Here is a 25980-nt window from a genome sequence, read left to right on the forward strand (position 1 = left end):
TTTCGAGATCAAGTGCGTCCTCGCCGGGTGAGCAGCCCGGCGCCGAGGGCCGGTCGCTGGGTGTTGTGGCTGATCCCGACGAGATCGTCGAGCACCTCCCGACCGCTTGTGCAGGGTGCGGCGGTGGACTCGCGGATGCCGTACCCGACGGTGTGGTGCGGCGCCAGGTTCACGACATCCCGCCGATCACCGCGCGGGTCATCGAGCACCGGCTGGCGCAGCGCCTGCTGACGGCGGCGTTGGGCCTGATCATGATCGTGGCCTCCGGGGCCCGCATCGCGATCATCTGCTCGCCGCCGCCCGCCCAGGTCGCGCACGCCGTCGACGTCTCCACGATCGTCGGGGTCGCGATGTGGGTGGCGATCGGGGCGACGTCCGCGGTGCTCATCCAGCCGGCGCGGCGGGTCGTGGAGCAGCTGGTGCAGGCCCGCTGATCAGCTCGCTGCACGAGGATCGGGAATCCGGGTTGGACAGTGCGCCATCGGGGCACTCCCGATCATGACCCAGCTGCCTTCCGACGCCACCACCTCGGCACCTCGCGGTACCCCGCCCGCGAGCCGGTCCCGAGCCGCCGACCTCTGGTGCGCCCACGGCATCCGCTGGACCCATGACGACACCGGATATCTCCCCACCGTCGAGGACACGCAACACCCGGCGGTGCCCTGCCGGGAGGCGGGCGCGCTGCCCGAGGAGTGCCAACCCACCACGGCCCACGACCCGGCCGAGTTCCCCGACGCCGGACCGCAGGGCGTCCGGGCCGTACTGGAGCCCGAGCGTCGCTAGGCGCGCTGCGATCCGTCGCGGCACCCGCCCAGTAGGCTCGGCGCATGGACGGAACGGGGTTGGTCACCGTGGCGAGCAGGTGGTCGGTGAGCGAGACGCTCGACCGGTTGCAGGCCGCCGCGATCGACGCCGGCATGGTCGTGTTCGCCCGGATCGACCACGGGGGCGGCGCCGCCGACGTCGGGCTGGCGCTTCGTCCCACCGAGCTGCTGATCTTCGGCAACCCCCGGGGCGGCACCGCGCTGATGCAGGACCAGCAGACCAGCGGCATCGATCTCCCGCTGAAGGCGCTCGCCTGGCAGGCGGCCGACGACGCGGTGTGGCTCACCTACAACGACACCACCTGGATCGCCGAGCGCCACCGGCTGGGCAGCGGCAGCGAGAAGGCCGTGCACGCCGTCGCGACCGGCCTCGCGCAGCTCGTGGAGCGCAGCGTCGGCCCCGCCTAGGTCGGGGGTGGAAGCGGCCCGAGGCGCAGCGGGTCGCCGCGGCGCACCCGACCGGGTTCGACCACCTCGCACCACACCCCGAGGCAGAGGTCGGTGTGCCCGCGCAGCCGCGCGAGTGCGTGCAGCACGCGCGCGTCCACCACCGCGGACTCCGGGTTGCGCGTGGTGACGACGCACCGCACGACGGGTCGCCCGACCCGCAGCGTGGTCTCCCCGACCACGACCTCCCGGCCGAGCCAGCTCTCCTCCTCCCAGGAGGCCGCGCCGCTCACCGTCATCGTCATGCGGAACCGGCGGGGATCCAGGTGCGCGGTACCGGTCTCCGACGCCACCGTCGCCAGCGACGCCTCCGACACCAGCGTCACCGGAGCGTCGTCGGCTCCCCGCGCGCCCGCATCGGGCTGCACCAGCCGCACCGGCCTGCCGAGGAACTCCGACAAGGCCGCGGCAGCGGGGCCGTCGGCGAGCCGGCCCGTCAGCTCCCGGCCGTCGTACATCCGGGTGGTCGTGTGCTCGCCCGGCTGCGGGCGGTCGGTCACGACGGTGCCGTCGGGGAACTCCAGGCGCAGCAGTCCCCGTTCCGGCAACCACCGCGACCGGACCCGCTGCAGCGCCGGGGTCCGGCCGGTGATCAGCAGCCCGGAGTCCGCCGCGGCGACGACGAGGAACGCGCGGTCACCGACAACGCCGCTCCGGTCCAGGTCCACGGCCCCGACCTGCACGTAGCGCGTTCCCTTGACCGGAACGATGCCCAGGTCCACGACGTGCACGCGCTGCAGCCTATGTCGACCACGACTGCTCCCGGCCACCCGCGGTCGCGGCCGCACGGGCCGCGAACGGGCACCCCGCGGCCTGCGGTGGCGATCCGTCGGCCGCCACGACGTCCTCGCGGTCGGGCAGGAAGTACTGGCGGTACTCCCGGTTCGCCGGATCCCCGTAGTCACCCAGGAACCCCGACGGCGGCATCCGGTCATAGGCGAGCAACCGGCGCCGGATCGAACGCCGGGCCGCGATCCCCCGCGGGCTGTCGGGCCCCAGCTCGTCGAACACCCAGCGGGGCTGGAACGTGATCTGGAAGTTGCGCCCGAAACGGCTCCGGCGAGCCGAGTAGGCCGGGGTGTTGCAGACCACGAAGATCGGCGTCCCACCGAAGCAGAACTCCCAGTGCGGATCCTCCGGATCGGTCGGGATCTCCGCGGGCCACGGCTCGTCGTCGTGGTCGTGCAGGTACTGCAGCACCGACCAGAACCGCTCCCGGTACCCCGCCAGCTCCCGCTGCGTGCGCTCCGGGCGGAACAGCGCCACGAACGACGTGTCGCGGGAGAACTCCTGGTAGATCTGCAGGTACTGCCGCAGCGACGTCGCCAACCCGGCCCACGCGGCGTCGTCGCCGAGATCGTCGACGAAGGCGAACCGCAACGTGCGCTTGCGCGCCGCCGCCACCGCGAAGGTGCACGGGAACGGGTCGCTCACCGACTGCAGCGTGCTGGTGAGCTCCGCCAGGTACGGCGCGCCCCACTCCGGGACGTCACCGATCACGAGTGCCGGATCGGGACCGGCGATCCCCGCGCTCACGCGAACTGGGCGAGGAGCTCGTCGGGAATGATCGGTTGGTGATAGGTACACGTTCCCGACAGCACGGTGGAGCCGTGCAACCGTGACACCGGGATCAACAACTTGTCGCCCGCATTGAGCGCGATCTGATGCGTCACGTTGTTCCAGAAATGCATCTGGCCCGACTCGATCATCACCAACCGGTGCTCGTTGTGCACGTGCGTCGTCGAGGTCTCCTCGTTGTCCTCCACGAACGTGTCCAGATCCACCACGATGTTCTCGTTGGTCAGATGCTGGTCGATCGTCTCGGCCTTCTCCTGGTACTCCTCGATCCGATCCGCCCAGTCCAGCTGCGCCGACAGGTCCCGATCCCAGAGCGCCGCCGATGTCGCGGCGTCGACGAACCCGCGATGGAACTCCGCGACCACCTCGGCACCGAGGCGCTGCGCAAGCGGCCCGACCAGCTCCTCCACGAGCGCACCAGCGGCCGTGGGGGTGAGTGACGCCCCGAGCGGCTCGTCCGGGACGCCGTCCAGGCCCCCGGCCAGAGTCTCCCGCAACACCCCCCGCACCGCCGAGTCGTCGATCCACTCGTGCACCAACGCCCCCAGCAACGCGAACCCGTGCTCCGGACGCGACGCCAGGCTCAGCAGGTGGTTGCCACGACCCAACGACGAACCGAGGTAGAGCTGCCAGTAGGCACCGGCGGTGTCCACGAGCCCCGCCGCCGCGAGCACCTCGCGATACGCCGGCCCACCATCGGCCCACGCCCGGTAGCGGTCGAGCAACCAGCCGCGCAGGCCCGGGTGGGCAGCGTCGTACTCCCCCACCGCACCCCGACCCGCCGCCGCCGCGACGGCCGGGCGGAACGCGGAGACCTGCAACAGCAGGAACGTCGAGGCCTCCCGGCGATGCTTCGTGCCCGCCGCGACGCTGAACGCGGCACCCGGCTCGGCATGGCGGCGCTCGCACTCCTGCTCCACCACCCGCCGCAACCCGGCCACATCGCCGAGCAGCTCCGGGCGCTGCTCGGCGAGCGGCGCGAACAGGTGCGCCTCCAGCACCGGCCCCGCCAACGCCGCCAGCACCCGGTTGCGGGTGGAGTAGACATCGGCGCGGTCGACCCGGTTGGCCGCATCCGGACTCGCCGGAAGGTGCAGGATCCCCGCGTCGTGGACGTTGCGCAGCATCCGGTGCCCCAGCAACGCCGAGAGCTTCAGCGACTTCTCCACCGGCATCGGCTTCGCGTAGTCCAACCACGCCAGATCCGCCGGGCGGACCGGCCGCCGGTACGGATCGTTGCCGGTGGTCAGCTCGTCCCACTCCGCCGCGCGGAACGCGGGGTTGGCCGCGAAGGCCTTCACCAGCTCGTTCGGATCGTCGCTCGCCAGCAGCCCGGCCAGATCGGGCAGGCCCGTGGCGGCCTGGTCTGGGGTGCTCGTGGTCATCTCGGTGGATCCTCTCAGCGGCGGTCACAGGTGCAGGCGGGCACGAACGCAGGCGGGCAGGGCCGTGCGGGCGAGCGGAAGCGCGTCGAGACCGCAGGCGGTCCGACTTCGGCTGTCGTGGGGAGGCGCGGGTGGATTTCCCGCGCCGAGGCTGTCTACTTAGGGTAGGCTTGCCAACTTATCCGCAATAGTCAAGAGGCCATTGCCCACAAGATCCCCTGGTAGTCACGTCGTTGCCGGGCGATCGGCCCACGGCGCTCGTCCATCTGCCGCCGGCACCGATCGCCTCGCAGGCCCTGACCGGCGGATCGAGCGTCGCGCCGCTCGAATCGGACGAACAGTGCGCAGGATGGACGAACGAGGCGGTAGCAAACCCAAAACTCCAATGGTGAGGATGGGCTCACCAAGAGCGCGGCTGCAGGAGTGCGATCCCGTCCTGAAACGCGCCCTCAGCGGCGGGCGAGGGACGACGCCCAGTGCCACCGCAGCGTCGGAGTCGCGGAACTGGCCCACCGACACCAGCCGGACCGGCCCCTTGGCCAGGGTGACCGCGCCCTCGACCGCGTCGGGGGTGACGGGAAAGGAGCCGCCTGCAGCGGGCGCCGGCGTGGTGGGCGCCGACGGCGCGGCAGACCCGCACCCGGCAAGCGCCGTGGCCCCCATCGTCAGGCCGGCCGCGGCCAGGAAGTGCCGCCTGCCGATCGAGGGTAGTTGTGCACGCATGGGTGAACTTCACGTTAGCCTTGCCTTCTGGTCCAGGAATAGCCGGCGCAACTCCGGCCGGCGTGCCCGACGGCCCTGTGCGAAATGGGGGGACCCCGGCGACGGTCACGCCGTCGTGGCCGGGCGCCGCTCGCGCAGCAGCTTCGCCCAGCCCTCGAGCGTGGGATTCTCCGACAGCTCGGCGAACTCGACCTCGACCCCGGCGCGGCGCCAGGAGCCGACCAGCTGCATCAGCGCGATCGACGCCAGGCCCAGCTCGAACAGGTTGGTGTTCACGCCGATCGTCGCCGGGTCCCCCTCGGTGAGGCCGGCCGCGGTGTGGCGCAGCCCCTCCATCGTGAAGTCGATCGCGTACCGACCTCCCTGACTCCCCCGCTCCCGACTCCCCCGCTCCCGGCTCGGCACAGGCGCCTGCCCGCCTGCCGGTGCGGCCCGGACCAGGAACCGGGAGAGGCTGCGCAGCTTCTCGCAGGTCTCGTCCCATTCACGCTCGGGCGTGGACGGCGCGACGATCCCCGCACCCGCCCGCAGCCACGTGCGGCCGTCCTGCACGAACACGGTGCGCAGCACCAGCGCCGCGTCGAACGCGCCGTCGGCGGACAGCGCGAGCACCGCCCCGCTGTAGAGGCCGCGGGGGCCCTCCTCGTAGCGCGCGATCAGGTCGTAGGCGGCCGCCTTCGGGATGCCGGACGCCGTGATCGACGGGAACAGCGCCGCGAAGGCGTCCCACGCGTCGTACCCGGCGGCCAGGTGGCCGCTGACCCGGGAGGCGAGGTGCTGCACGCTGCCGCGCTCCTGCACGGTCATGAACTCGTCGACGCGCACCGAGCCCGCGCTGCAGACACCGGCGAGCTCGTCCTGGGCCAGCCGGACGGAGATCGCGTGCTCGTAGATCTCCTTCGGGTCCGCGAGCAGCTCCTCCCTGCGCGCCACGTCGATCACGGGGTCGCCGACGAGCATGCGGGTGCCGGCCAGCGGCTGCGTCGAGACCCGGCCGTCGGCGGCGACCTCGACGACGGTCTCGGGACTGAAACCGGCCGCGGCCAGCCCACCGAGCTCCAGCACGAACGACCGTGCGGGTGTGTTGCCCGCGCGGCCGGCGACGTAGGTCGCCAGCAGGTCGATCCCGCCCGCCACCGGCACGATCCGCGACAGGATGACCTTCTGCAGCTTGTCGTCGCGGATGTCGCGGACCGCCGCGGCGACGGCGTCGCGGTAGCGCGCACCCCCGGTCAGGGTGACGTCGAGCTCGGCCCCTGGTGCGGGCCACGCCACCGGCGGCGCGACGTCGGGACCGGAGGCCGCACCGGATCCGGACCCGATCACGACCGCCTCCTCCGGGACGAGCAGGTGCAGGAGGGTGGCGGGCCCGGCGCGGTCGCGGTCGCCGCGCAGCAGGTGTGCCAGCTCGAACGCGGCCCAGCCGTAGGCCGACCAGCCCGGGATCTCGAGACCGGCGAGCAGGTCGGCGACCTGGCGCAGCGGGTCGGGGCCGACCGCGATGTCGCGGTCGCCGGTCGGCGTGTGCAAGCGGATCCGGTCGCGGTCCAGCCGCAGCTCGACCCGGGCACCGGAGGCGACCGTCCAGCGCTGGTCGCGCTCGTAGATGACGTACGGGCCGCCGCTGTCGCGGACGAGCGCTGCGGCCGCGGAGGCGGGATCCGACGTGCTCACGAGCGGGCAGCGCCCGCCGCCGACGCCTCCGCCTCCCTCCGGGCCTCTCGGCACGCGGCGCGCAGCACCTCGCCGAACACGGGGCACCGGCCCGGGGGGACGTCCTCGTCGAACGGGTTTGCCGACATGGGCTCGCTCCTTGTCCTCACCCTGGCTCCAGGGATCGCTGCGTACTCGTCGCCTGCTGCACATCGCCGGGCACATGAGGCGGTGGCGGGCAGTGGCCCGGCGGGCAGGCGCGTGCCGGCGCCCGCACCGTGGTGAAGAACTCCAGCACCAGCTCGTTGACCGCGTCGGGACGTTCGAGGTAGCCGTAGTGCCCGCAGTCGGCCAGCTCCACGTAGCGGGCCGCCGGAATCGCGTCGGCGACCTCCCTGGCCAGGTACGGCGGGAGCATCAGATCGTCGGCGAACCCGACGACCAGGCTGGGCACCGTGATCCGCCGGTAGTCGGCGAGCCGGTCGGAGTCGGCGAGGTCGAGCTGGGCCCGGACGCCCGGCCCGGTCTGCGCGGCGGCGAACTCGAAGATCTCGAGCCAGTCCGTGACCGCGGCCCGGTCGGCCAGCGTGCGCCGCGAGAGGTTCTGCTGGGCCGCCACGGCCGCGGCGAAACCCGGCGGGAGCTCGATCCCCCGGTCATGGAGCTCGCGCCGGCCCGCGGTGAGGCGCTCCTGCAGCGGATCCGGCCTGCCGTGGGCGGCCAGCATCACGGCCTGGACGGCGAGGTCGGGTCGGGCCAGCGCGGTCTCCGCCACGATCCGGGCACCCAGCGACGTGCCGACGAGGCGTGCCGGGGCGCCGAGCAGCTCGATCAACGCAGCGACGTCGCCGACCATGTCGGCCATCGTGAAGCCGGAACCGCACTCGTCCGACGGTGCCACCCCGCGGTTGTCGAGCGTCGCGACGCGGTAGCCCGCCGCCACCAACGCCGGCACCTGGTGCAGGTGCCACACCCGGCCGGGGCTGCCGGTGCCCATCACGAGCAGGACCAGCGGACCGTCGCCGATCACGTCGTAGCCGAGCCGGACACCATCCCTGGTGAAGAACGTCATCGAACCCTGTCCGTGGTGGTGGAGGACGGCGCGAACGAAGCGATGTGCATGCCATCCCCTCCGCGTGCCGGCCCAGGCAAGCAGGCCTGATCAGAGGTGAGGCTAACCTTCTAATTCCGCCCTCCCCCTCCCTAGAATTCGGGATGTGCATCGACGAGTGATCGTGGTATCGGGCACGATCAGGGTGCTGGTGCTCGACGACCACCGCGTGTTCACCGGCGCGTTGACGCTGGCACTCGACGCGCAGCCCGGGTTGCACTGCGTAGCGGTCGCGCACTCGGTGGACGAGGGACTGCGCCGCCCAAACCGTCGCGTTCGACGTCGCGCTCGTCGAGCTGGAGATCCCCGACACAGGCGCCGCCGCGGCGATCCCGGCGCTGCTGGCCGGCGGGGTCGACCGTGCGGCCGGAGCGTCCGGGCTGCTGAGCAAGCAGGCATCGCTGGGCCAGTCGCACACCACCCCGATTTCGCACACCGTTACCAGTGCTCGCATGGGTTGGAACGCGTGCGAGGACCTGCGGGGGTATGCGACGTGGGTCAGGTGCGCACGCGGTCGGGTCCCAGTTCGGTGGCCAGGCGCCGCTTGTCGATCTTCCCGACGCCGGTGAGGGGCAGGCTCTCCTGCACCACAACGAGGTCGGGGAGCATGAACGAGGCGAGCCCACGGGCACGCAACCAGGCGGTCACCTCCTTGCGCTTGAGCGAGCGGGCCGGCTCCCCCACCCGGATCGGTGCGGCGAGGGTCAGCACCGCGCAGACCCGCTCCCCCAGTACGGGGTCGGGAAGCCCGATCACGGCAGCGCCTGCGATGTCGGGGTGGGCGAGCAGGTGCTCCTCGAGCGCCACCGCCGACACGTTCTCGCCACCGCGGTTGATCACGTCCTTCACCCGGCCCTCCACCACGAGGTGCCCCGACGGGAGCTGCCGGACCAGGTCACCGGTGCGGAACCAGCCGTCCGGGGTGAACGCGGTCGCGTTGTACGCCGCCGCCCGGTAGTAGCCGCGCAGCGTGTACGGACCGCGGGTGAACAGCTCCCCCACGACACCCGGGGCCACGTCGGCGCCCGCGTCGTCGACGATCCGCAGCTCGTCATCGACCGAGAGCGGCCGCCCCTGCGTGGTGCGGACCAGCTCGAACGGGTCGTCGAGGCGCGTGTAGTTCAGCAGTCCCTCGGCCATTCCGAAGACCTGCTGCAGGGCGCAGCCCAGCGCATCGGGCACCTCCCCCGCGAGCGCCGCGTCCAGCTTCGCACCGCCGACCTGCAGCAACCGCAGGCTCGACCGGTCGGCCTGCTCCCAGGCCGCGGCGTCGACCCACAGCCGCACGAGCGGCGGCACGAGCGCGGTCACGGTGACCCGCTCCTGCTCGATCAGGGCGAACGCGATCTCGGGACCCGGCACCGGGCACATCACCACAATGGCGCCGGCCCCGAGCGCGCCGAGCAGCCCCGGACAGGCCAGCGGGAAGTTGTGTGCCGCGGGCAGGCACACCAGGTACACGTCCTGCGGACCCAGCGCGCAGACCTCGGCGCTGGCCCGCGCGTTGTAGGCGTAGTCCCGGTGCGTGCGCGGGATGAGCTTCGGGTTGCCGGTGGTGCCACCGGAGACCAGCAGCACGGCGACGGCGGCCGGGTCGACGGCCGGCAGCGTCGCGCTCGACCCCGCGCCGTTGCGTTCGATCGTGGCGACGGACCGGAACGCCGGGCCGGCCTCGTCGATGCTCGCCGGGTCGGCACCGGTGACCAGCACGTGACGCACCGAGGGCACCGCGGCGAGGATCTCGGCACCCAGCCCGAGGTGGTCGAACCCGCCGTGCGACGCCGGGACGAGGTAGGCGACCGCCCCCGCGAGCGTCGCCAGGTGCTCGATCTCGACCCGGCGGTGCGCCGGGAGGGCGAGTGCGGGCACCGCGCCTGCCCGCAGCATCCCGAACAGGGTGACGACGAAGTCCGCGGTGTTCGGCAGGTGCACCAGCACCCGGTCACCCGGTGCGATACCGAGGTCGACCAGGCCGCGAGCCACCGCGTCGGCGCGGCGGTCCAGCTCCGCGTAGGTCAGCCGCTCGACACCCCCGACCACGGCCACCGCGGCACCGGAGCGCTCGGCCCAGACCCGCAGCAGCTCACCGAGCGTGGCGTCACCCCAGTGCCCCGCCCGCCGGTAGCGCGCGACGGCATCGGCGGGCCACGGCGTGAACCCGTCGTCGGATGCACCAGTATCGGTCACGGCAGCAGCACTCCCCGTCGGTCACGTCGCGACGGCCCACACCGGGCGCACCGCCGGGCGTACTTCACCAAGGCTTACCTCATTTGGCAACCGCCCCTCCGGTGGCAACCGCCGGGGCAGCGCGGTGGTCCGGGGCGATGCGGGCCGCAGCTTGTACCCTGCGGCGGTGACCGCCAGCACGGCCCCGGAGGGGGAGAACCGCCGGGACGCGGCAACCGACCTGGGTGTTCTCGCCGGTCGGCTGCTCTTCTCGGTGCAGGGTGAGCTCTTCGGGCGCCTGCACGGCCACGGCTTCGACGACATCGCCCCGCGCCACGGCGCCGTGCTCGCCCACCTGCGCGCCGACGGCGTCCGCGCCACCGAGCTGGCCCGGCTCTCCGGGCAGCACAAACAGGTCATCGGCAAGAACGTCGACGAGCTCGAGGCGCTGGGCTACGTGCAGCGCCGGCCCGACCCGGACGACCGGCGGGCCAAGCTGGTGGTCCCGACCGAACGCGGCCGCTCCGAGATGCGCACCGCAGACGCGATCATGGCCGAGATCGCCGACCGGCACCGTCGGGCCCTCGGCAAGCAGGCCTACACGACGTTCGTCGCCGACTTCGGCCGCATCGTCGAGCTGCAACGCGCTGCCACGCGAACCGAGGACGACCGCCCCGACGCCTCGGGCACCGACACCTCGAGCACCGACGCCTGAGCAGGCTCACTACGCTGGCGTGCCGTGCAGAAGACCCGGCTCGACACCGCCCGGATCCGGGCAGCGCTGCGGGTCATCGACCCGATCTTCCTCGACACCCCGCTGTACCGCTGCGAGGCGTTGGAGCCGGCACTCGGCTGTGCGGTGAGCATCAAGCTCGAGACGGCGAACCCGATCCGCAGCTTCAAGGCCCGCGGCACCGAGATCGTCGCGAGCAGGCTCACCGACCTCGGTGACCGCTCCGTGGTGTGCGCCAGCGCGGGCAACCTCGGTCAGGCGCTCGCCTGGTCCGCACGGGGCCGGGGGCTCGAGGTCACCGTCGTGGCGGCCCGCTCCGCGACGCCGGTCAAGCTCGACCGGATCCGCGCGCTGGGCGCCACGCTGGAGCTGGTGGACGGTGACCACGAGGCGGCTCGCGAGCGGGCGGCGGCCATCGCCCGCAACGACGGCATCCGGCTGCTGGAGGACAGCCTGGACCTCGAGACGTGCGAGGGCGCGGCGACCATCGGCCTGGAGCTGGTCGCGGGCGAACCGTCGTTCGACACCGTCCTGATCGCGCTCGGCGGTGGCGCGCTGGCCACGGGCGTGGGACACGTGCTGAAGGAGATGGCTCCCGGGGTCGAGGTGATCTGCGTCCAGCCGCTGGGCGCACCGGCGCTGACGCGCTCGTGGCAGCAGCGCCGCATCGTCACCACGGACACCACCGACACGATCGCCGACGGCGTCGCCGGCCGGTTCCCCATCCCCGCCGTGCTGGCCGACCTCCTCGTGGTCGCCGACGACGCGGTGCTGGTGCGCGAGGAGTCGATCATCGCTGGGATGCGGCTGCTCGTCGACCACGCGGGGCTCGTCGTCGAGCCGTCGGCCGCGCTCGGCATCGCGGCGGTCCTGGAGGACCGCGATCGCTTCGCCGGCCGGCACGTGGTGACCGTCGTGTGCGGCAGCAACGTCGACGCCGAGGCCTACCGCCGGTGGGTCGCACCCCCTCGCTGATGCCGCGGGTCTGATTCGGGGTTGTCTCAGCGCCCCGGACAGATCAGCGCCCGGGTCCGCGCAGGCCGAACCGCAGATCGGGATCACCCGGCTCCCACGTGTTCGTGACCTGCGACCTGGTGCCCATCGCGGCGACCCGGTCGAGCAGCTGGTTGCCCAGCGCCAGCTGTGCCGGTTGCCAGCTCCGCAGTGCGGCCGGGATGTCACCGCCGGCGGCACCCAGGTGTTCGTAGAGGGCCCAGGCGTCGTCGGCCGCCTTCGCCGAGCCCGCCGCGGCATGCGGCCGCGCCGCGAACGCGGCATCCCCGATGATCGCCACCCGGCCGTCGGCCATCGCCGGGACCCGGACGTCGCAGACCACCTGGACGTAGGGCCGCTCGGTGCGCACGACGGCCTCCGCCGCGGCCGGTGCGAGCTCGGCCGCCGCTGCCGCCTTGAGCTCGTCGACGTAGCGGCGTTGCACGGCGCCGGGCGCGACGGTGACCGGGCACTCGACGCCGCGGACGTCGGTCGTGAGCTCCTGCAGGGGCGGGCCCGCCGCCACGTTGCGGTACCAGACGTAGTTGAGCAGCCGCCTGCCCTGCGCCAGCTCGCCGTCCATCCCGGGAATCGTGTACAGGACGCAGTGGGTGCGGTCACCGACGCTGTAGGTGAGCGCGTCCGCCAGCAGCGCGTGCGTCCGTGGGGACAGCGCGTCCTCGCGAACCGTCCCGCGCCAGCCCACGTAACCCGCGTAGGTCCGCTGAAGGTCGGGGAACAGCCGCCGCCGGGCGGTCGAGCCGATCCCGTCGGCGAAGACGACCAGGTCGGCGCGTTCGGTGCGGCCCGAGACGAACCGGAGCTCCACCGTCTCCGCGTGCTGCTGAAACCCCCCGCAGTGCTCACCCAGGTGGTAGCGATCGCGGCCGAAGTCGCCCAGCAGTGCGCGGTAGACCGTTCCCCACGAGGTGTAGCGCCACGATGCCGGCTCCTCGTGGACGATCCCGTCACCGGTCCCGAGGTAGCGCAACCGGCTGCTGTGCGTGCTGAGCTCGTCGATCCGCCGGGCGCTGCGACCGTCGAACCACCTCATGGTGATCGGCTGCAGGACGATGCCGCCCCCGCGGTGGTCGAGCTGTTCCGGGGTGCGCTCGAAGACATCGACCGCGAAGCCCAGCTCGCGCAGCAGCAGCGCGCTCGTGAGCCCGCCGATCGAGCCACCGACGACCGCGGCGCGTGCGCCCTCGTACCGATGCACGACCGTCCTCCTCGACGCGCACAGCATATCGGCGCGGATCCTCTCGACACGGACCTTGCCCCCGAAGGGCCGCCAAAGTAGCATGCAGAATACTCCTTTAGCGGCTCGGAGGTGGCACGATGACCACACGTCGTAGCTCGTGAGGCACACCCAGCACGCCGATTTCGCCCTGCGCGTCCTGCTGTACCTGCGCGTGGCTCCGGAACGGCGGGGTTCCATCGCGCACATCGCCGAGGCCCACCGCGTGTCGCACCATCACCTCAACAAGGTCGTGCGCCGGATGGGAGCGGCCGGACTCGTCGAGACGGTGCGCGGGCGCGGTGGCGGCATCCAGCTCGTTCGCGACCCCTCGACGATCACCGTCGGCGAGATCATGCGAGCGATGGAGGATGACTTCGCGGTCGTCGAATGCCTCGGACCCGCCCGGTTCTGCCAGGTGGCCGGGGTCTGCGGCGCACGCAACGTCTTCTCCCACGCACTGGACGCCTACTTCGCCGTGCTCGATCACGCGACCCTCGAGGACGTCGCCGGCAACGACCAGGGGCTCCGGGGCGCACTCGGCCTGTCCGGACGATCGACCCGCCACTAGTGCCACTCGCCATCCGGCCGTCGTGTCCCGCACGGCGATCCGCATCAGCTGCTCAGGGAGGACGGGAAGCGATGTCGATCGACTTCGAGCTCACGACGAGGCAGAAGCAGCTGAAGGGGCGCGTCCGCGAGTTCGCCCGCGAGGTCGTGCGACCGGCCGCCGAGTACGCCGACTCCCTCCCCGACCCCCAGCAGGCGTTCCTCGCGATGCGGCCGGCCTTCCGGCAGGCGTACTCGATGGGGCTCGCCACCGACTTCCTGCCGAAGCGCTACGGCGGTGCGGGTGCCACGAGCGTCGACATGATGATCATCACCGAGGAGCTCGCCGCGGTGGACGCGGGGTTCCCCACCATCCTGCTGGTCAACGGCTTGGCCCTGATGCCGCTGACCTGGTTCGGCACCGAGGAGCAGTGCGAGAAGTGGATCGGCCGGGCCACGCGCCTCGACAACCCGGACTTCCTGGCCGGCTGGGTCGTCAGCGAACGCGGCGGCACCGCCAACTTCGACCACCCCGATCCCACCGCGGGCATCCAGCTCTACGCCGACCACGACCGGCGCAACGACGAGTACGTGCTCAACGGCGAGAAGCACTGGCCGTGCAACTCGGGAGGCTGGGACCTCCAGGGCGCCGACCTCAACGTCTGCATCGTGCGGACCGACCGCACGAAGGGCGGCACCGCGGGCCTGAGCGCCATCGTGATCGAGCGTGGCACGCCGGGGATCGACTACCAGGTCATCGACAAGATCGGGCACCGCACCTGCCAGAACGTCACCATGACCTTCCACAACGTGCGCGTGCCCGCCGCCAACCTCTTCGCCGACGGCGATGGCGACCTCGTCATCAACCGCAACTTCACCTGGTCCGGACCGATCGCCGCCATCGCCGCCGTCGGCACCGCCCGCGGCGCCTACGACTTCGCGCTGAAATGGGCGAAGACCTACACCGGCGGCGGATCCACACCCATCATCAACCACCAGGCCGTGGGCAACCTGTTGGCCGAGGTCGCGGCGAAGATCGAGGCCGCGCGGTACCTGAGCTGGAAGACCGCCCACTACATGGATCTGCACGCGAGTGAGGGCCACGCCTTCGGCGGCATGAACAAGGTGTTCAGCACCGAACTGATGCAGAGCGTGGTGGACGACTGCATGCGCATCGTCGGCGTCAATGCCATCGACAAGCGGTTCGGCATCGAGAAGTACTACCGAGAATCGGTCGTGTACCCCCTGTACGACTCCGGAAACCTCGGCATGCAACGCCGCAAGACCTGGGGCGTGATGGCCGACGACGCGTTCTCGGTGGACACCTTCGCCGACTGCGAGCCGTTCGCGTTCAAGAAGTCGATGGAGGGCTACGGCCTGCAACCGAAGCACTGATGACCCACCACCGTCGCAACGATCGGCGCGGTAGCAAATGCAAAGCGGTAGCAATGCAAAGGAGCACTGCATGCCAGGCAACGTCGCCCCCTTTCCGCAATTTGCCGATCCGCGGGACCGGATCGGGCGACCTGCCGATCCGCGGCACCGGATCGCGGCTCTCACCAGCGACAGCACCCTGCTGCTCGATCCCACGGAGATCCGGTTCGCCGAAGCCAACCGCCATGTGGTGTGGCTGATTGCCGACTGCGGGCGATTCCGCGCAGCGACCAGGGGAATCGACAAGCTCGAGGCCGAACTGTCCGTTTTCGGCTTCGTCCGGGTTCACCGGAGCTTTCTCGTCAATCCGGGCCGCATCCGGCGGGTGCACCGCCAGGGCAACGGCGTGATCACCCTGAACACCGACGCCGGACATGCGGAGTGCATTCCGGTATCCCGGCGCTGCACCCAGATCGTGCGCCGCACGCTGGGAATCTGAAGCCGGGGACGGTACGCCACGGCCCACTCGTTCATCGCGACCGACGGTCATGGCGGACTGGCGGGAGAATCCCCCACCCGAAGGCGGCCTACCAGCGGAACCTATCGGGAAGCGCACCCGACGCCCCCGCGCCGGCCCCGTTGCGCGCCGGACGGGTGATCAACGCCCACAGGTTCGGGTTGGATCATGAGCCAGTGCGCGCTCGGCGGCCGTGCGAGGACCGGGAGCGGTGTGCGAAGTCCGAACCACCGCCTCAGCGCGCGGTGGCCGGAACCGGGAGGGCGTCGAGCACCAACCCGCCGACCTGGCGACCCAGCTGCTGCCCGGCCTCGTGGTCGAGGCGGGTGTGCTGCCCGGCCCAGATCCGGCTGAGGCCGGCCTCGTCGGCAACGGCGTCGATCGACGGGAAGCTGCGGGTGACCCCGGGCTCCGCCGCGGAGGAGACCGTGACGTGCTGGCCGGGTCCGAAGGCGGCCGTCAGCACCGGGGCGGCGGCAGCGCTGAGCGCGCTGTGGGCACCGGGGTAGGAGGGGTCCGCCGCGGTCGGTGTCAACGGGTTCCAGGCCGGGTCCGCGGCAAGCGGCGCGGCGGGGAGCCCGGCCCGGATCGCGGTGATCGGGCGCCACACCGCGTTCTGGTACTTGGCGTCGTAGAGCGCGATCGTGGTGTCGGCCAGTGCCAGGTCCAGGTTCGCGAACGCCGCGGTCGCCTGCGTCAGGCTCGCCTGCTGCACCGTGGCGAGCTGCTGCGCGACCTGGTTCCAGGTGGTCCAGATCGGGGCCGAGCTCCAGAACCGGCCCGCGGCCGTCTGGTCAGCGGTCCGGGTGGTGCTGGTGTCGCGGCCCAGGTCCTTCACCTCGGTCAGCGTGGCGACGTACGCCGGAGTGCTCACCGGGGTCGGGGGCGCGGGCCGGAACTGGCCGGCGTCGGTGAGCAGGAACGGGGTCACCGCTCCCCAGCCGGTGAACATCGGGGGCGCGCCCGCGGGCGGGGTGGGCCGGTAGTCGCCGGGAGCGTTGCCCGCCACGAACGCGGGCGGCGCCGCGGTGGCGCCGTCGGAGGCCCGCTGGGTCAGCATCACCTGCGCGGCCGCGGCCCCGGCCGCGATCCCGTCGTCGGTGGGTGGGCCGGCAGGCAGCGCGGCGAGCTCGGTGGCGAGCTGGCCGTCGAGCGTGGGCCGCATCGACGGGTACAGCCCGGCGAGGACGTCATGGGCGGCCTGGTCGGCGGCCACGTCCGGGCGGGCGTCGGCCGCGGCGGGTACGGCCGTGCGGTAGGGCCGACCGCTGTGGGTGACCGAGACCACGGCGTTGTACTCCGCGGCCTGCAGCATCGCGAAGCTGCGGGTGGGATGCACCGTCGCCGGCTGGTTGCCCGGGGTCGCCAGTATCGAGATCAGCGTCCGGTTCCAGTCGATGACCGACCGCCCCGACCCCGGTACGTCCGCCGGCCCGACGCTGGAGGGGGCCGGTGCGGCCGCGCTGGTGGACGTGTCCAGGAACGGGATCGAGATGCCTGCGGCCGCAACGGCCGCGGCCACCGTGACGAGCACCGCGGTTCTCCTGCGCATGGGTCTACCTGCCGATCGTGAGGGATGGTGCGCCGGGGACCCCCACGGCGCAGCTACCAACACGCGCGGCCGACCGGCGGTGTTCAGAAACCGTTGCCCCGGCCGTCTGCGCTGTAACCACCCCGCGTATCCCTGGACGTGACCTCCACCCTCTGCCGCCCGCGGGCGGCTGCCCCGCCCGGCGGCGAACCGCTGCAGGCGATGTACGACCAGCACGCCCGTGCCCTGCTCGCGTACGCCGAACGCTTCACGAGCAGGCCCGCCGCCGAGGACGCGGTGCAGGAGACGTTCCTGCGCGCATGGCGCAACCGGGCGCGGCTGGGCTCCGATCCGCGCCCGGTGCGGCCCTGGCTGATGCTGGTGCTGCGCCGCCTGCTCATCGACGCCCACCGGGCCGACCGGGTGCGGCCGATCTCCCTCGGCGAGGACCCCGTCCTCGATCGCGCCGTCGACGGCGGCTTCGACCTGTTCGTCGACCGACGGCGGCTCGCCGGTGCGCTGGAGCGGCTCTCGGACGCGCATCGCGACGTACTGATCGAGGTCTACTACCGCGACGTGCCCATCGAGCTCGTCGCCGCGGACCTCGGCGTGCCGTCGGGAACGGTCCGGTCGCGGCTGCACTACGCCGTGCGCGCGTTGCGCCGCCAGCTCACCACCAGCTCCTGACCCCCTACCGGCATCCCACCCGTCGGACCCTCACCGAAGGACGTACCCATGATCACCATGCGAAGGAACCTCCTGCTCGGTGGCTGCGCGCTCGTGGCCGCGCTGGCCACCGCCTGCGGCACCGGGACCACCCCCACCGCCGGCTCGACCCCGACCGCCCCGACGGCAGGCCCGACCGCGGTCCCGACCGCCGCCTCCGTCGCGACCGCGCAGAGCAGCCTCGGCATGATCCTGACCGACGGGCAGGGCCGCACGGTGTACCTGTTCGACGCCGACACCGGGCCGCAGTCCACCTGCGCCGCGGCGTGCGTGTCGGCGTGGCCACCGGTGAGCACCACCGGCGCACCGGTGGCCGGCCCGGGCGTGCAGGCCGGGCTGCTGGGCACGAGCCGGCGCACCGACGGCTCGACGCAGCTGACCTACGCCGGGCATCCGCTGTACTACTTCATCAAGGACAAGGGCCCCGGCACCACGGCGGGCGAGGGCATCACGAACTTCGGCGGCAGCTGGTTCGTCGTCGACGCCGCCGGCAACAAGATCGACAAGAGCGCGTCGTCCGCGTACTGAGCCCCCTGTAACCTCCTGCGCTATCTCCTACCAGCAGTCGTCGGCGACCCGCACGGGTCGGCACGCGTGGGTGCCCCGAGGGGGGCGGACCGAGGAGCGGTACAGGATGGCGCAGGGTGGTGGCTGGGCCCGGCGTCGGGCGGGCGACCGCAGCGATGCGGGTGGGGCTCGTGCCGGGGAGCTGCGGGTGGTGTCCGGTGACGGCTACGCCGACTGGCAGGCGGTCTACGAGGACAACGTCGACCGCATCTACCGGTTGATGTTCTCGAAGGTGGGCAACCGGGTCGACGCCGAGGACCTGACCGCGGAGGTCTTCCTGGCCGCGCTGCGCCCGTTGCGGGTCTCGGCCAGTGTCGGTGAGGTGCGCGCCTACCTGCTGACCACGGCCCGTACGGTGCTGGCCGGGCACTGGCGGGCGACGATGGGGCGGGAGATCACCACCATCGATGAGGACTACGCCGACCCGCAACGCCCCGAGGTCACCGTCTCGGACGCCCCGCAGCGGGCCGAGGCCGTGCTCTCCGGGCTGCCCGAGCGCTACCGGCGCATCCTGACGCTGCGCTTCCTCAACTCGTACTCGGTCAAGGACGCCGCCGCCGCGCTGGGGGTCAGCGTGGCCAATGCCAAGGTCCTGCAACATCGGGCGTTGCGCCGGGCCGCCGAGCTCGGTGAGGAGGGACCGGCGTGAGCGCGCGCGATGTCCGGCGGTTCGTCGAGGACCTGCTGCGGGGCCGCAAGCCCCGGCCGTTCCGCGCCGACGAGGACGACGCCGCCCAGTTGCGCACCGCGATCACGCTGCGGGCCGCGCGCACCGGCAGCGGCGCGCCGAGCGAGGAGTTCGTCACCGCGCTGCAGCGCCGCCTCGCCGAGGAGCTCGACGACGGTGAGCAGACCGCGGGCAACGGGGACCTCCGGCCCCTGCTGGGCACGCGGCGGCGCGTCATCCAGGTCGGGTCCGTGGCGGCGGCCGCGGCCACGATCGGCGTCGTGGCGGACCGCGCGGTGCTCGGAGCGGTGGCGGGTGTCGCGGCGGTGGCCGACGGTCCGTCCACGCCGGACGCCACGTTGGTGCCGACCACCGGCACCTGGACCCCCGTCGCGGCCAGGGCGGCGGTTCCCGACGGGGCGGTGCACCCGTTCGAGGTGGGCGGCGTGGCCGGGTTCGTGCGCCGCGACAACGGCAGGCTCTTCGCCGTGTCGGGCACCTGCACCCACCAGGGCTGCCGCCTTGCGCTGGACGTCGCGGCGCGGCGCCTACAGTGCCCCTGCCACAACACGGCCTTCGCGGTGACCGGCGAGCTCATCACCTACGCCCTGCCGGTCCCGCCGCGGCCGCTGCCGCAGATCGAGGTCCGGGAGAACGGCGAGATGATCGAGGTCTTCACGCCGCCACCCACGGCGTAACGCGGCGCTGGTCAGTGGCCGTGGTGTAACCCGCCTGCCTATCTCCTACGGGTGGCTCGCACCGCGAATCGCCGCGTACCCGTCCCGTTCGAGATGGCCCGGCGGATCGACCCCGCCGGCGAAGTGGAGCGACATGACCGCGCCCGGCAGCACCCTCCAGGAATCCCCGACAGCCTTCCTCGGCACCGGCCGGTGGGTGATCGATCCACGCCACTCCGCGCTCGGCATCACCGGTCGGTACCTGGGGGTGCTGCGCGCCCGCGCCGCGCTGACCGGCGTCAGCGGTGAGATCCTCGTCGCTCCGGGGCACCCCGCAGTCACCGCCCGGATCGAGCTGGCCCCGGTGAGCACCGCACCGGCGAGCGCGCCGGAGTGGCCGGTCGAGGCCTGGCTGCGGTCACCGGCCTGCCTCGACCCCGGCCACCGTCCCCGGCTCGGGTTCCGCAGCACCGCGGTCCGTTCCGCGGACGGGGGCTGGCGGATGCTGGGCGACCTCACGCTCCGCGGCGCCGTCAGCACGGTCGTGCTGGACGTCGAACCGACCGGGATGGTGCAGGACCCGGACTCCGGCCGGTGGTGCGCGCGGTTCGCCGCGACCGCGGAGGTCGACCGCTTCGCCGTCGGTCTGTGCTGCGACCGCGACGTCCACCGTGGCCGCCAGCTGCTGGGTGACCTGCTCGATCTCTACATCGACGTCCTGGTGGTCCGCAGCGGACCGACCGGGCTCGTTCCCGACCGCACCGCGTGATCACCGACGATCGGCCGCGGCGCCGCTGGGCGCCGTCGCCGGGCGTTCACCGTCAGCACGCTGCTCTACGTCGCCGTGTGCTGGCCGTCGAGCGTGCCCCTCACCCGCGTCGCGCCCCACGGCTCTTCGCACACCGTCACCCGTCCTCGCACGGGTTGCACCGTGTGCGAGGACCGGGGTGGGTGTGCGACGTCGTGCCCTACCAAGTGATGCAGAACGGCTTGCCGGCGGGGTCGGCGTACACGCGCCAGTCGGGGCCATCACCGGGCAGCCTCGTGGCGCCGATCGCGAGCGCCGCCCGCTCCGCCGACTCGAGGTCGTCGCGGGCCACGAGCAGATCCAGGTGGACCTGCTGGGGTGCCGCCGGATCGGGCCAGCGGGGCGCGCGGTAGTCCTCGACCTGCTGGAACAGCACCGGCATCGCGCCGTCCTCACCGATCATCGCGACGCCCGGGGCGTCGTAGGTGACCGGCTTGCCCAGCAGCTCGGCGTAGAAGGTGCTGAGCGCCTTCGCGTCCGGGCAGTCGAGCATCACACCCATCACGGTGGTGTTCGGGTCGTCCTCCTTGATGCAGAGGTCGAAGGGGTGCCCCGCCGGGTCGGCGAGGGTGTGCCAGCGCTCGTTGCGGCGCAGCAGCGTGGCGCCGAGCGCCACCGCCCGCTCGGCGGCCGCGTCGATGTCGGGCACCCGCAGGTCGAGGTGGGCCTGCTGCGGCGCCGCCGGATCCGGCCACCGCGGCGCCACGTGATCCGGCGCCCGCTGGAAGGCGATGCGCCAGCCGTCCGGCGTGCGCATCGTGATCCAGTCGTCGCCGGACCAGCTCCGGGTCCAGCCCGCCAGCGCGGTGTAGAACTCGGCCTCCGCGTTGATGTCCGAGGCGTCGAACGCCACCGTCTTCAGTTCGGCGATCATGTGCGAACCCCTTGTCGTCGGCCCGCCCATCCTGCTCGCCGGGTCCGACAGCGGCGAGCCGGGGCCTGATCGTCTCGCTACCCGAACCGGGCCGGGTCGTCGAGGAACGCCTGCCGGCACCCGGTCCCGCAGAAGTGGACGGGGGCGCCGGCGTGCAGCGCGGAGATGCTCGCGGGGCTCACCGCGACGGTCATGCCGCACACGGGGTCGCGCGCGGTCTCCGGCGCCGTCGCGACCGCGGCGTCACCGGCCGGCAGCACCACCCGCGGCCGGTTGGCGACGATGTCGGCGATCACTGACAGCGCGATCTCCGCCGCGGTGCGCGCCCCGATGTCGAGCCCGGCGGGCGCGTGGATCCGCAGGCGCTGCGACTCCTGCACGCCGGCGGCGGCGAGCTCGTCGAGAACGCCCGCCGCGCGACGACGGCTGGCGACCAGCGCGATGTAGGCGACCCCGGCGTCCAGCGCCGCCCGCAGCACCGCGGCCTCGTCGCGCCCGTGCGAGGCGACGACCACCGCCGAGGTGTCGGGGCTGATCGACGCGGCCGGGTCGACGCCCGCACGCACGTCCCAGTCCAGCGAGCTGCCCACGCGCACGAGCGCCCGCGCCACCGGCGCCTCGCCGTACACCGTGACCAGCACGGGCGGGATCATGGCCTCGAGGAAGATCTCCAGCGTGCCGCCCGACAGGCACGGGTTGCCGACGGTGCGCACGCCCTCCTGCACCGGCTCGTCCGGGTCGTCAGCGCGCGGGGTGATCCGCAGCAGCCCCGACTCCCCCGACCGCAGCAGCCGCAGGCTCTCCAGCCGCACCGAGGTCTCCGCGCAGGCGCCGCCGACGAACCCGTCGATCGTGCCGTCGGCCAGCACCAGCGCGCAGTCGCCGGGCTTCGCGCTCGTCGGGCGCTCCGCTCGCACCACGGTGGCCAGCACGAACGGGGTGCGCTGGGTGCGCAGCACGGTCACCCGCTCCAGCATGTCCACTCTCGTCATGGCGCCTCCTACCCGATCGCCAGGTCCGTGCGCAGCGGGCGGCCCTGGATCGCCCGCCACACCTGTGCCGGGGTCAGCGGCATGTCGGCGTGCCGCACGTCGATCGCGTCCAGCACGGCGTTGACGACGGCCGCCGGGGAGCCGACGGTGGCCGACTCCCCCACCCCCTTGGCCCCGATGGGGTGGTGCGGCGAGGGCGTCACCGTCTCGCCCAGCTCCCACGACGGGCACTCCACCGCCGTGGGCAGCAGGTAGTCCATGAACGAGGCGCCGAGGTGGTTGCCGTCGGCGTCGAACGCGATCAGCTCCATCAGAGCCATGCCGATCCCGTCGGCGAGCCCGCCGTGGATCTGCCCCTCGACGATCATGGGGTTGATCCGCACACCGCAGTCGTCGACGGCGATGAACCGGCGCACCTTCACCTGCCCGGTGCCCGGATCCACCTCGACGACGCAGATGTAGGCACCGCAGGGGAACGTGAGGTTGGGCGGGTTGTAGACGCAGGACGCGTCCAGGTGGCCCTCGATGCCGTCGGGCAGTTCCAGGTCCGAGTGGGCCGCCATGGCGATCTCGGCGAACGTGACGCCGACGCCCGGCACGCCACGCACGTCGAACCGGCCCTTCGTCCACTCCAGGTCGGTGGGCGCGACCTCGAGCATCGCCGCCGCGACGATGCGGGCGCGCTCGCGCACCTTGCGCGCCGCCATCGCGGTGGCCGCGCCGGAGACCGGGGTGGAGCGCGAGCCGTAGGTGCCCAGCCCGAACGGGGTGCGGTCGGTGTCGCCCTGCACCAGCTCGACGTCGTCGGGTGAGATCCCGAGCTCCTCCGCGACGATCTGCGCGAACGTGGTCTCGTGGCCCTGACCCTGCGACATGCACGACACGCGCAGCACGGCCGTGCCGGTGGGGTGGATCTGCAGCTCGGCGCCGTCGGCCATGCCGAACCCGAGTATGTCCATCATGCCGCGCGGGCCGGCCCCGACCGCCTCGGTGAAGAAGCTGATGCCGACCCCCATCAGCGTCCCGCGCCCGGTGCTCTCGTACTCGCGCCGCCGCTGCGCCTGCTCGCGGCGCAGCTCGTCGTAGCCGGCCATCTCCAGGGCGAGGCTCAACGTCCGGGGGTAGTCACCGGAGTCGTAGACCCACCCGGTGGCGCAGCGGTACGGGAACTGCTCGGGCCGCAGCAGGTTGCGCATCCGCACCGCGGCCGGATCCAGCCCGAGGTCGCGCGCCAGCACCTCCACGAGCCGTTCCACCAGGTAGGAGGCCTCGGTGACCCGGAACGAGCACGCGTACGCGACGCCGCCGGGCGCCTTGTTGGTGTAGACGCCGACAACGCGGCAGTGCGCGGCCGGGATGTCGTAGGAGCCGGTGAAGATGTGGAAGAACCCGGCTGGGAACTTCGAGGGCTGCGCGGTGCCGTTGAACGCGCCGTGATCGGCGAGCACCCGCACGCGCAGGCCGAGTACCCGCCCGTCCTTCGTCGACGCGATCTCCCCGCGCATGTGGTAGTCGCGGGCGAACGAGGTGGTCATCAGGTTCTCGGACCGGTCCTCGGTCCACTTCACCGGTGCGCCGGTGATCATCGAGCCCACCACGGCACACAGGTAGCCGGGGTACATCCCGACCTTGTTGCCGAACCCGCCACCGATGTCCGGGGCCACGATCTGGATCTTGTGCTCCGGGATCCCCGCGATCGTGGAGTACAGGACGCGGTGTGCGTGCGGGGCCTGCGTGGTGGCGTAGACGGTGAGCTTGCCGCTGACCCGGTCGACGCTCGCGACGATCCCGCACGTCTCCAGCGGCGCCGGGTGCACGCGCGGGTAGAGCAGGTCGCACGCGCTCACGTGCTCGGCGGTCGCGAACACCGCATCGGTGGCGTCCTGGTCGCCGGAGTCCCACTCGAACACCTTGTTGTCGGTGCGGTCGGCCAGCTCGTCGCGCACCAGCGGGGCGTCGGCGTCCAGCGCCCGGTGCGCGTCGATGACGGGCGGCAACGGCTCGTACTCGACGTCGATGAGGCTCAGCGCGTCGCGGGCGGCGTAGCGGTTACCGGCGACGACGAACGCCACCTCCTGGCCCTGGTAGCGCACCTTGTCGGTGGCCAGCACCGCCGCCACGTCGTGCGACAGCGTCGGCATCCAGGCCAGGCCGCGCTCGGCGAGCATCGCGCCGGTGATCACCGCGTGGACCAACGGGTGCGACTCGGCGGCGCTCGTGTCCACCGAGACGATCCGGGCGTGCGCGTACGGGCTGCGCAGCACCGCGCCGTGCAGCATGCCGGGCAGCTGGATGTCGTCGACGAAACGGCCCTGCCCGCGCAGGAACCGGGCGTCCTCCTTGCGGAGCATCCGCCCGTGCCCCATCGGCGTCGGGTGATCCGACGGCGGGTCCGCGACGGCCGTCATCCCGGCAGCTCCTGGCGCAGCGACTCCTGCTGGGCCGCGTGGCGGATCGACCGCACGATGTTCTCGTAGCCGGTGCACCGACACGTCAGCCCGGAGATCGCCCCGCGGACCTCGGTGTCGGACGGATCCGGGTTGCGGTCGAGCAGCCAGCGGGCCGTCATCAGCATCGCGGGCGTGCAGAACCCGCACTGGAGGCCGTGGCAGAGCATGAACGAGGTCTGCAGCTGGTCGAGCCCGCCCCGGCCGGCCAGCCCCTCGACGGTGCGCACCCGGCGCCCGTCGGCCATCGCCGCGAGCACCGTGCACGACTTGACCGGGACCTCGTCCATCCAGACCACGCACGCACCGCAGTTGGACGTGTCGCAGCCCCAGTGGGTGCCGGTGAGCCCCAGCTCATCACGCAGCAGGTGCACGAGCAGCAGCCGCGGCTCGATCTCGCGCCGGTGCTCCTGGCCGTTGACGACGACGGTGACCTCCACGTCAGCCCACCCCCACGCCCACCGACAGCGCGCGGGTGGCGGCGCCGGCCAGCGCCCGCGCGGTGAGCTCGCCCGCGAGGTGGCGCTTGTAGTCGGCGGGCCCCCGTTGATCCGCCGACGGCCGGCAGTGCTGCGCGGCGATGGCGCCCGCCGCCGCGAAGTTCTCGGCGTTGGCCTGCCTGCCACGCAGGAAGTCCTCGGCCTCGGCGGCCACGAACCCGTCGGCGCCGACGGCGGTGAGCCCGATCCCGACCTCGGTCACGCGGCCGTCGACGCCCAGCGCGACCGCGGCCGCCGCGGCGGCGACGGCCCAGTCCCCGGAACGGCGGTCGACCTTCACGTAGGCACTACCCGTGCTCCACAGCGGGATCCGCAGCTGCACCAGCAGCTCGGCGGGCGCGACCACCGTCTCGTAGGGCCCGGTGAAGAACTCCCGCATCGCGACCTCCCGGGTGCCGTCGGCGCCCTGGATGACGGCGGTGGCCCGCAGCGCGCTGAACGCGCCGGACAGGTCCTCCGACGGGTCGGCCTGACACACCGACCCGCCGATCGTGCCGCGGTTGCGCACCACCGGGTCGGCGATCACGCGCTCGGCGTCGTGCAGCATCGGGACCAGTGCACCGGCCTGCGCGGAGTCGAGCAGCTCGGCGTGGCGCACCATGGCGCCGAGTCGCAGCTGCCCGTCCGCGACGTCGATGCCGGCCAGCCCCGTCAGGTCGTTGATGTCGATCAGCATCTCCGGCTGGGCCAGCCGCAGCTTCATCATCGGGATCAGGCTGTGCCCACCGGCGACGACCCGGGTCTCCGGACCGTGCCGGGCCAGCAGCGCGATGGCGTGCTCGACGCTGCGCGCACGCTGGTACTCGAACTGGGCAGGGACCTGCATCCGGCCATGGTGGTCCGCGTCACACGGGCGGACAAGACCTCTTAACCGATCGCTTATGCCGTGTAGAGGAGATCG

General features: G+C 72.6%; 28 protein-coding genes. 13 read left to right on the top strand and 15 right to left on the bottom strand.

Annotation, left to right across the window (positions count from 1 at the left end):
- Positions 1-8: 8 nt before the first annotated feature.
- A complete protein-coding gene (locus ACFPFQ_RS35440) occupies positions 9-173 on the bottom strand; it encodes a hypothetical protein (RefSeq protein WP_379627107.1) in 165 nt (54 codons plus the stop codon).
- On the opposite strand from ACFPFQ_RS35440, the gene ACFPFQ_RS35445 reads away from it, so the two are divergent.
- From ACFPFQ_RS35445 to ACFPFQ_RS35455, 3 genes are all read left to right on the top strand, one after another.
- On the top strand, positions 153-434 hold the full coding sequence (locus tag ACFPFQ_RS35445) for a hypothetical protein (protein WP_379627095.1): 282 nt from the start codon (positions 153-155) through the stop codon (positions 432-434). The two genes, ACFPFQ_RS35440 and ACFPFQ_RS35445, sit on opposite strands and share 21 nt — an antisense overlap.
- Positions 435-498: 64 nt before the next feature.
- A complete protein-coding gene (locus tag ACFPFQ_RS35450) occupies positions 499-783 on the top strand; it encodes a hypothetical protein (RefSeq protein ID WP_379626860.1) in 285 nt (94 codons plus the stop codon).
- A 44-nt stretch (positions 784-827) separates the two neighbouring features.
- Positions 828-1232 carry a DUF302 domain-containing protein gene (locus ACFPFQ_RS35455; protein WP_379626862.1) on the top strand — a complete coding sequence of 135 codons (405 nt, stop codon included), beginning with the start codon at positions 828-830 and terminating at the stop codon, positions 1230-1232.
- On the opposite strand, the gene ACFPFQ_RS35460 is transcribed toward ACFPFQ_RS35455, so the two are convergent.
- The 7 genes from ACFPFQ_RS35460 to ACFPFQ_RS35490 form a co-directional block, all read right to left on the bottom strand.
- Positions 1229-2002, bottom strand: coding sequence for an MOSC domain-containing protein (locus ACFPFQ_RS35460; protein ID WP_379626864.1), 774 nt, complete (start codon positions 2000-2002; stop codon positions 1229-1231). The genes ACFPFQ_RS35455 and ACFPFQ_RS35460 overlap by 4 nt on opposite strands.
- A 10-nt stretch (positions 2003-2012) precedes the next feature.
- The gene (locus tag ACFPFQ_RS35465; protein ID WP_379626866.1) at positions 2013-2807 is read right to left on the bottom strand and encodes a YqcI/YcgG family protein; all 795 of its coding nucleotides are present in this window, start codon (positions 2805-2807) and stop codon (positions 2013-2015) included.
- Positions 2804-4234 (bottom strand): hypothetical protein, encoded by a 1431-nt coding sequence (locus ACFPFQ_RS35470; RefSeq protein WP_379626868.1) that lies wholly within the window; start codon positions 4232-4234, stop codon positions 2804-2806. Before ACFPFQ_RS35470 ends, ACFPFQ_RS35465 begins: the two co-directional genes overlap by 4 nt.
- Before the next feature lie 828 nt (positions 4235-5062).
- Positions 5063-6631, bottom strand: coding sequence for a salicylate synthase (locus ACFPFQ_RS35475; RefSeq protein WP_379626870.1), 1569 nt, complete (start codon positions 6629-6631; stop codon positions 5063-5065).
- Positions 6628-6759, bottom strand: coding sequence for a hypothetical protein (locus ACFPFQ_RS35480; protein ID WP_379626872.1), 132 nt, complete (start codon positions 6757-6759; stop codon positions 6628-6630). The genes ACFPFQ_RS35475 and ACFPFQ_RS35480 overlap by 4 nt, the downstream gene beginning before the upstream one ends.
- Positions 6760-6776: 17 nt before the next feature.
- A complete protein-coding gene (locus tag ACFPFQ_RS35485; protein WP_379626874.1) occupies positions 6777-7682 on the bottom strand; it encodes an alpha/beta fold hydrolase in 906 nt (301 codons plus the stop codon).
- Between the two features lie 537 nt (positions 7683-8219).
- Positions 8220-9908, bottom strand: coding sequence for a (2,3-dihydroxybenzoyl)adenylate synthase (locus tag ACFPFQ_RS35490; RefSeq protein ID WP_379626876.1), 1689 nt, complete (start codon positions 9906-9908; stop codon positions 8220-8222).
- 166 nt (positions 9909-10074) lie between these two features.
- Here ACFPFQ_RS35490 and ACFPFQ_RS35495 point away from each other — a divergent pair, with 166 nt between their 5' ends.
- Positions 10075-10602: a MarR family winged helix-turn-helix transcriptional regulator gene (locus ACFPFQ_RS35495; RefSeq protein ID WP_379626878.1), complete on the top strand. Its 528-nt coding sequence runs from the start codon at positions 10075-10077 to the stop codon at positions 10600-10602.
- Between the two features lie 24 nt (positions 10603-10626).
- Positions 10627-11595, top strand: coding sequence for a threonine ammonia-lyase (locus tag ACFPFQ_RS35500; RefSeq protein ID WP_379626880.1), 969 nt, complete (start codon positions 10627-10629; stop codon positions 11593-11595).
- Positions 11596-11638: 43 nt separating this feature from the next.
- On the opposite strand, the gene ACFPFQ_RS35505 is transcribed toward ACFPFQ_RS35500, so the two are convergent.
- Positions 11639-12832, bottom strand: coding sequence for an FAD-dependent monooxygenase (locus ACFPFQ_RS35505; RefSeq protein WP_379626882.1), 1194 nt, complete (start codon positions 12830-12832; stop codon positions 11639-11641).
- Between the two features lie 139 nt (positions 12833-12971).
- On the opposite strand from ACFPFQ_RS35505, the gene ACFPFQ_RS35510 reads away from it, so the two are divergent.
- The 3 genes from ACFPFQ_RS35510 to ACFPFQ_RS35520 all read left to right on the top strand — a co-directional run bounded on the left by ACFPFQ_RS35510 (position 12972) and on the right by ACFPFQ_RS35520 (position 15272).
- Positions 12972-13421, top strand: a complete 450-nt coding sequence (locus ACFPFQ_RS35510; RefSeq protein WP_379626884.1) for an RrF2 family transcriptional regulator — start codon at positions 12972-12974, stop codon at positions 13419-13421.
- 71 nt (positions 13422-13492) lie between these two features.
- Entirely contained in the window at positions 13493-14794 is a 1302-nt protein-coding gene (locus tag ACFPFQ_RS35515) for an acyl-CoA dehydrogenase family protein (protein ID WP_379626885.1), read from the top strand.
- Positions 14795-14864: 70 nt separating this feature from the next.
- Positions 14865-15272 carry a LytTR family DNA-binding domain-containing protein gene (locus ACFPFQ_RS35520; RefSeq protein WP_379626886.1) on the top strand — a complete coding sequence of 136 codons (408 nt, stop codon included), beginning with the start codon at positions 14865-14867 and terminating at the stop codon, positions 15270-15272.
- 253 nt (positions 15273-15525) lie between these two features.
- On the opposite strand, the gene ACFPFQ_RS35525 is transcribed toward ACFPFQ_RS35520, so the two are convergent.
- Positions 15526-16842 (bottom strand): vanadium-dependent haloperoxidase, encoded by a 1317-nt coding sequence (locus ACFPFQ_RS35525; RefSeq protein WP_379626888.1) that lies wholly within the window; start codon positions 16840-16842, stop codon positions 15526-15528.
- 138 nt (positions 16843-16980) lie between these two features.
- Between ACFPFQ_RS35525 and ACFPFQ_RS35530 the strand changes: the two genes are divergently transcribed.
- The 5 genes from ACFPFQ_RS35530 to ACFPFQ_RS35550 all read left to right on the top strand — a co-directional run bounded on the left by ACFPFQ_RS35530 (position 16981) and on the right by ACFPFQ_RS35550 (position 20227).
- On the top strand, positions 16981-17508 hold the full coding sequence (locus ACFPFQ_RS35530) for a sigma-70 family RNA polymerase sigma factor (protein WP_379626890.1): 528 nt from the start codon (positions 16981-16983) through the stop codon (positions 17506-17508).
- Positions 17509-17556: 48 nt separating this feature from the next.
- Positions 17557-18075 carry a hypothetical protein gene (locus tag ACFPFQ_RS35535; RefSeq protein ID WP_379626892.1) on the top strand — a complete coding sequence of 173 codons (519 nt, stop codon included), beginning with the start codon at positions 17557-17559 and terminating at the stop codon, positions 18073-18075.
- 106 nt (positions 18076-18181) lie between these two features.
- Positions 18182-18763, top strand: coding sequence for an RNA polymerase sigma factor (locus ACFPFQ_RS35540; protein WP_379626894.1), 582 nt, complete (start codon positions 18182-18184; stop codon positions 18761-18763).
- Positions 18760-19479, top strand: coding sequence for a Rieske (2Fe-2S) protein (locus ACFPFQ_RS35545; RefSeq protein ID WP_379626896.1), 720 nt, complete (start codon positions 18760-18762; stop codon positions 19477-19479). The genes ACFPFQ_RS35540 and ACFPFQ_RS35545 overlap by 4 nt, the downstream gene beginning before the upstream one ends.
- A gap of 133 nt (positions 19480-19612) precedes the next feature.
- Complete coding sequence (locus ACFPFQ_RS35550) at positions 19613-20227, top strand: YceI family protein (RefSeq protein ID WP_379626898.1); 615 nt, start codon at positions 19613-19615, stop codon at positions 20225-20227.
- Positions 20228-20426: 199 nt separating this feature from the next.
- Here the strand turns inward: ACFPFQ_RS35550 and ACFPFQ_RS35555 are convergent, their stop codons facing one another.
- The 5 genes from ACFPFQ_RS35555 to ACFPFQ_RS35575 all read right to left on the bottom strand — a co-directional run bounded on the left by ACFPFQ_RS35555 (position 20427) and on the right by ACFPFQ_RS35575 (position 25905).
- The gene (locus ACFPFQ_RS35555) at positions 20427-21140 is read right to left on the bottom strand and encodes a VOC family protein (protein ID WP_379626900.1); all 714 of its coding nucleotides are present in this window, start codon (positions 21138-21140) and stop codon (positions 20427-20429) included.
- A 77-nt stretch (positions 21141-21217) separates the two neighbouring features.
- Positions 21218-22132, bottom strand: a complete 915-nt coding sequence (locus ACFPFQ_RS35560) for an XdhC family protein (RefSeq protein WP_379626902.1) — start codon at positions 22130-22132, stop codon at positions 21218-21220.
- Positions 22133-22140: 8 nt separating this feature from the next.
- Positions 22141-24540 carry an aerobic carbon-monoxide dehydrogenase large subunit gene (locus ACFPFQ_RS35565; protein ID WP_379626904.1) on the bottom strand — a complete coding sequence of 800 codons (2400 nt, stop codon included), beginning with the start codon at positions 24538-24540 and terminating at the stop codon, positions 22141-22143.
- On the bottom strand, positions 24537-25019 hold the full coding sequence (locus ACFPFQ_RS35570) for a (2Fe-2S)-binding protein (RefSeq protein WP_379626906.1): 483 nt from the start codon (positions 25017-25019) through the stop codon (positions 24537-24539). Before ACFPFQ_RS35570 ends, ACFPFQ_RS35565 begins: the two co-directional genes overlap by 4 nt.
- A gap of 1 nt (position 25020) precedes the next feature.
- Positions 25021-25905, bottom strand: a complete 885-nt coding sequence (locus ACFPFQ_RS35575) for an FAD binding domain-containing protein (RefSeq protein WP_379626907.1) — start codon at positions 25903-25905, stop codon at positions 25021-25023.
- Positions 25906-25980 lie beyond the last annotated feature (75 nt).

The sequence above is a fragment of the Pseudonocardia sp. GCM10023141 genome (assembly GCF_042653605.1).